This window comes from Skermanella sp. (assembly GCF_059503625.1).
In genome coordinates, this window is record NZ_JCACHA010000135.1 from 1 (window position 1) to 3746 (window position 3746).

Sequence of the window (3746 nt, forward strand, 5' to 3'; positions counted from 1 at the left end):
AGTGGGCGGTATTCCTGGGCTGGGAACCGCACCCGATGAACAAGTCGATCGACATGACCTACCTGACCGGCGGCGACGAGTGGTTCGGGCCGAACCTGGGCGGAGCCACCGTCTACACCAACGTCCCGACCGGGTATCGGCAGACCTGTCCGAATGTCGGCAAGTTCCTGGAGAACCTCGTGTTCGACCTGAACATGGAGAACGAGGTCATGACCTCGATCATCGACGACAAGCAGCAGCCGGAAGCGGCGGCGACGGCTTGGCTGAAGGCCAACCCGAAGGTGCTGGAAACCTGGCTGGCCGGCGTCACCACCGTGGACGGCAAGGAAGGCTTGGCGGCGGTCCGGAAGCACCTGAAGCTCTCCTGATAGTCGGGACTATGGCGAAAAGCCGGTTCATCGGGCGGGAACTGTCGCAAAAAGGTACCTGTTGCCTTGTGTCGGCGCCTAAACAATGGTCAACCAGGGTGTGCGACGACCGTTCCCCCACCGGATTTCAGCCATGGACTCTGTTTTCGACCCGACTGAAACCGCTGCCGCCGTCAAAGCCGGCGCCTGCGTCATCCAGATCGGCGGCAACCTTGCCGACTGGGTGGCGATGGCGGACTGGCTCACTCTGGCAGGCCGCTTGGCAGCCAAGGCCCCTATGGTGATCGTGCCGACCGGCGGTCCCTTCGCCGAAACGGTCCACGAGGCGGAGGACATGTGGCGACTGGCTCCTGCTATCGTCCGGCGGATGATGCTGCTGGGGATGGACAGCCATGCTCTGCTGCTCCACGGCATCCGCTCGGACATCGCGACCGCTCCTGACTTCAACGCGATCTGGGCGAACGCCGCCGCCGGGCGTGCCAGCGTCTGGATGCCGGGAGGGCTTGTCCGGGAGCGCCCGGATCTGGTCGACGACTGGGACATGAGTTCCGACAGCTTGGCCGCCTGGCTGGCGGTGGAGTTGAGGGCGGAGCGTCTTATCCTGGTCAAGTCGGGCACCTGCCCCTGCAATGCCGCCGATACCCTCGGCATGGTGCGCGACGGTCTGCTGGGAGCCGACTTCCCCGGATGGCGGCGCCGGTTCCGGGGCAAGGTGTGGTGCGTCGGGCGCGATCAGGTGGAAGAGCTTGCGGCGGCCATCGACCGCGACGAGGAGTTCGGCTGCCCGCTGGCCTCGGTCCCGTCGCTGATGAAGGAAAGACCGGCGTAACCGCTCTGTCTGCGGCGCGGCCTGTCGCCGTCGGGAAAGTCGGGGACAGGCGCTTCGTCCATGCTGAGCTTCCCGGCAATCGACAGGAAAGCGGAGCTTCCCGGCATGGACAGCGGCAGCCCACGGCAAGTCATCATCACCCTCGCCTGCCCCAGCACGACCGGCATCGTCGCGGCGGTCTCGACATGTCTGGCCGAGCGCGGCTGGAACATCATCGAAAGCGCCCAGTTCGTGGATCGCGACCGCCAACGCTTCTTCATGCGGCTGTCCTGCGAGGATGAGGCCGGAAAAGGCGACGCGTGCGGGCTGCGGCAGGCCTTCGAGCCGATCGCGGCGCGTTTCGCGATGGAATGGAACGTCTGGAACCCGGCGGAGAAGCCGCGCCTGCTGATCATGGTGTCGCGGTTCGGCCATTGCCTCAACGACCTGCTCTACCGCTACAGCATCGGCGCGCTGCCGGTCGAGATCGTCGGGATCGCGTCCAACCACCGGGACTTCGAGGCCTTCACGGCCGGCCACGGCCTGCCGTTCCACTACCTGCCGGTCACCCGCGACACCAAGGCGGAGCAGGAAAGCCGGCTGCTCGACCTGATCGAAGCGGAGCGGGTCGATCTGGTGGTGCTCGCCCGGTATATGCAGGTTCTATCGGACGACCTTTGCCGCCGGCTGGCCGGGCGGGCGATCAACATCCACCACTCGTTCCTGCCCAGCTTCAAGGGTGCCAAGCCTTATCATCAGGCGCATAGGAGAGGCGTCAAGCTGATCGGAGCGACCGCGCATTACGTGACGCCCGACCTGGACGAGGGACCGATCATCGAGCAGGATTTGTCGCGGGTCAGCCACGCCATGTCGGCGGAGGACTACACCGCCATCGGCCGCGACATCGAAAGCGTCGTGCTGGCGAGGGCCGTGAAGCTGCATGTCGAGCGGCGGGTGTTCATCAACGGCGACTGCACCGTCGTCTTCGACTGAGGTTGTTTATTCGGTCAGCCATGCATCGGCGGCGGCAGGTTGACCAGAACCGAGGCGGCCAGGACGACCAGCAGGCCGGCCGCCGTCTCGAGGGCAACGCTGATGCGGAGGCCCGCGTGGGACAGAAGGAACTGGTTGGCGGCGGCGAAGGCCAGCAGCAGGGCGAACAGCACCGTCTTGGCGACGGCCCACAGGCCGTATTCGGTCCCGAACAGGTCCGGCCAGCTTCCGATGATCGTCTGCCCCTGGTACAGGGCGGTGAAGGCCAGCGTTACCACGCAGGCAAGGCCGAACGGAGCGAACCGGCGCCTTGCCATGTCGGCCGCTTCCCCCGGCGCGTCGCGAAGCAGCAGGAACAGCGGCGCCAGACTTCCGAGCCAAGCGCTGGCCGCCATCAGATGCAGGGCCAGGGCTGCCGTCAGCAGCATGCCGGCTCCGCCTTCCATCGCGGCTCCGTGTCCCGTCCAGGCATGAAGCGCCACGCTGGCGCCCGATAGCAGGAGGGACCATATCCGCCCGCCATGCCGGTATAGCCTGAACAGCGCTACGGCGGCACCCAGCAACAGCAGCCGGAACAGCAGGAGCTGACCGAACGCCGTCCCGAACAGGACGGTCGGAATCGCTTCGAAGGTGCCGCCGATCGTGTCGGATTGCGCCATGTAGGCACCCTGCATCAACAGCCATGCGGCGGCGGCAAACAGGGCGACTTCCGCGCTGAACCAGACCAGCCCCCGGCAGGCGAGGTCGAAGCGTTCGGCAGCCTCGTCCGTCAGGTGTGCGACGACGGGATGCGCGAGCACGGTGCGGAACAGGATCACGCCGAATACCGAGAATGACGCCGTCAGATGGAGGCCGCGCTCGACCGCCCGAACCCAGTCCGCTGTTTCCAAGCTCATTCCGCAGCACTCAAGGAGCGACGGTGAACTGGTAGGAGCCTTCGCTCCGATGGGTATCGACGGAAACGACGCGCCACGTCACCTTGTATGTTCCGGCAGCCAGCGGCTTGAGAGCGACGGCCAGCCGGGCGGGTTCGCCCGGCACCGCTTGCGCGGCCCCTTGATCGACCCTTTGACCCTTGGAGTCCGTGACCTCGATCTTGCTGAACTTCGGCTCGAGCGCTTCCGTAAAGGTGACGATCACCTCGGCCGGCGCTGATTTGACGACACCTTCGGCGGGCGATGCCTCCCTGAGTTTGGCATGGGCTTCGGCCCGACCGGTCAGGCCGACCATTGCCAGCAGTCCCAATGCCACGATCAATCCATGCACCGCCAAAGCCCCCTCCCCCACCGTCAATCGATCGAAGTTCATCAAGCCGAACTTCGCCCTGACGAACCTAGCATCCGGTGCTTCCGCTGGCGAGTTCCGGACAGCAAAAAGCCCGTCCGGGCTTTTGCCTGGACGGGCTGATTTGGTTGCGGGGGCAGGATTTGAACCTGCGACCTTCAGGTTATGAGCCTGACGAGCTACCGGGCTGCTCCACCCCGCGTCAGGGTGTTCGGACATCGGCATGTGGGATGAGAATGAGTGACGGGTTGGACACGGTGGCGTCGGCTTCGAGGCTTTGTATCGGATGGTTG

General features: G+C 65.4%; 5 protein-coding genes and 1 tRNA gene. 3 read left to right on the forward strand and 3 right to left on the reverse strand.

Annotated features, from left to right (window positions below; translation table 11 throughout):
- The 3 genes from AC5JJ6_RS03620 to purU form a co-directional block, all read left to right on the forward strand.
- On the forward strand, positions 1 to 368 hold a 368-nt coding region (locus tag AC5JJ6_RS03620; protein ID WP_496040738.1), incomplete at its 5' end, for a glycine betaine ABC transporter substrate-binding protein.
- Positions 369 to 501: 133 nt separating this feature from the next.
- The gene (locus AC5JJ6_RS03625; RefSeq protein WP_496040739.1) at positions 502 to 1197 is read left to right on the forward strand and encodes a uridylate kinase; all 696 of its coding nucleotides are present in this window, start codon (positions 502 to 504) and stop codon (positions 1195 to 1197) included.
- Between the two features lie 105 nt (positions 1198 to 1302).
- Positions 1303 to 2169, forward strand: a complete 867-nt coding sequence (gene purU / locus AC5JJ6_RS03630; protein ID WP_496040742.1) for a formyltetrahydrofolate deformylase — start codon at positions 1303 to 1305, stop codon at positions 2167 to 2169.
- Between the two features lie 14 nt (positions 2170 to 2183).
- Here purU and AC5JJ6_RS03635 read toward each other — a convergent pair whose 3' ends face one another.
- The 3 genes from AC5JJ6_RS03635 to AC5JJ6_RS03645 all read right to left on the reverse strand — a co-directional run bounded on the left by AC5JJ6_RS03635 (position 2184) and on the right by AC5JJ6_RS03645 (position 3655).
- Positions 2184 to 3065: a CopD family protein gene (locus tag AC5JJ6_RS03635; protein ID WP_496040740.1), complete on the reverse strand. Its 882-nt coding sequence runs from the start codon at positions 3063 to 3065 to the stop codon at positions 2184 to 2186.
- Positions 3066 to 3075: 10 nt separating this feature from the next.
- Complete coding sequence (gene copC / locus AC5JJ6_RS03640) at positions 3076 to 3477, reverse strand: copper homeostasis periplasmic binding protein CopC (protein ID WP_496040741.1); 402 nt, start codon at positions 3475 to 3477, stop codon at positions 3076 to 3078.
- A 101-nt stretch (positions 3478 to 3578) separates the two neighbouring features.
- Positions 3579 to 3655 (reverse strand) — tRNA-Met (locus tag AC5JJ6_RS03645).
- Positions 3656 to 3746: the final 91 nt, after the last annotated feature.

What these genes read in the sequence shown, in the direction of transcription:
- copC (WP_496040741.1), bottom strand. Translation starts at nt 3,477, where the DNA reads ATGAACTTCGATCGATTGACGGTGGGGGAGGGGGCTTTGGCGGTGCAT.
- AC5JJ6_RS03635 (WP_496040740.1), bottom strand. Translation starts at nt 3,065, where the DNA reads ATGAGCTTGGAAACAGCGGACTGGGTTCGGGCGGTCGAGCGCGGCCTC.
- AC5JJ6_RS03625 (WP_496040739.1), top strand. Translation starts at nt 502, where the DNA reads ATGGACTCTGTTTTCGACCCGACTGAAACCGCTGCCGCCGTCAAAGCC.
- purU (WP_496040742.1), top strand. Translation starts at nt 1,303, where the DNA reads ATGGACAGCGGCAGCCCACGGCAAGTCATCATCACCCTCGCCTGCCCC.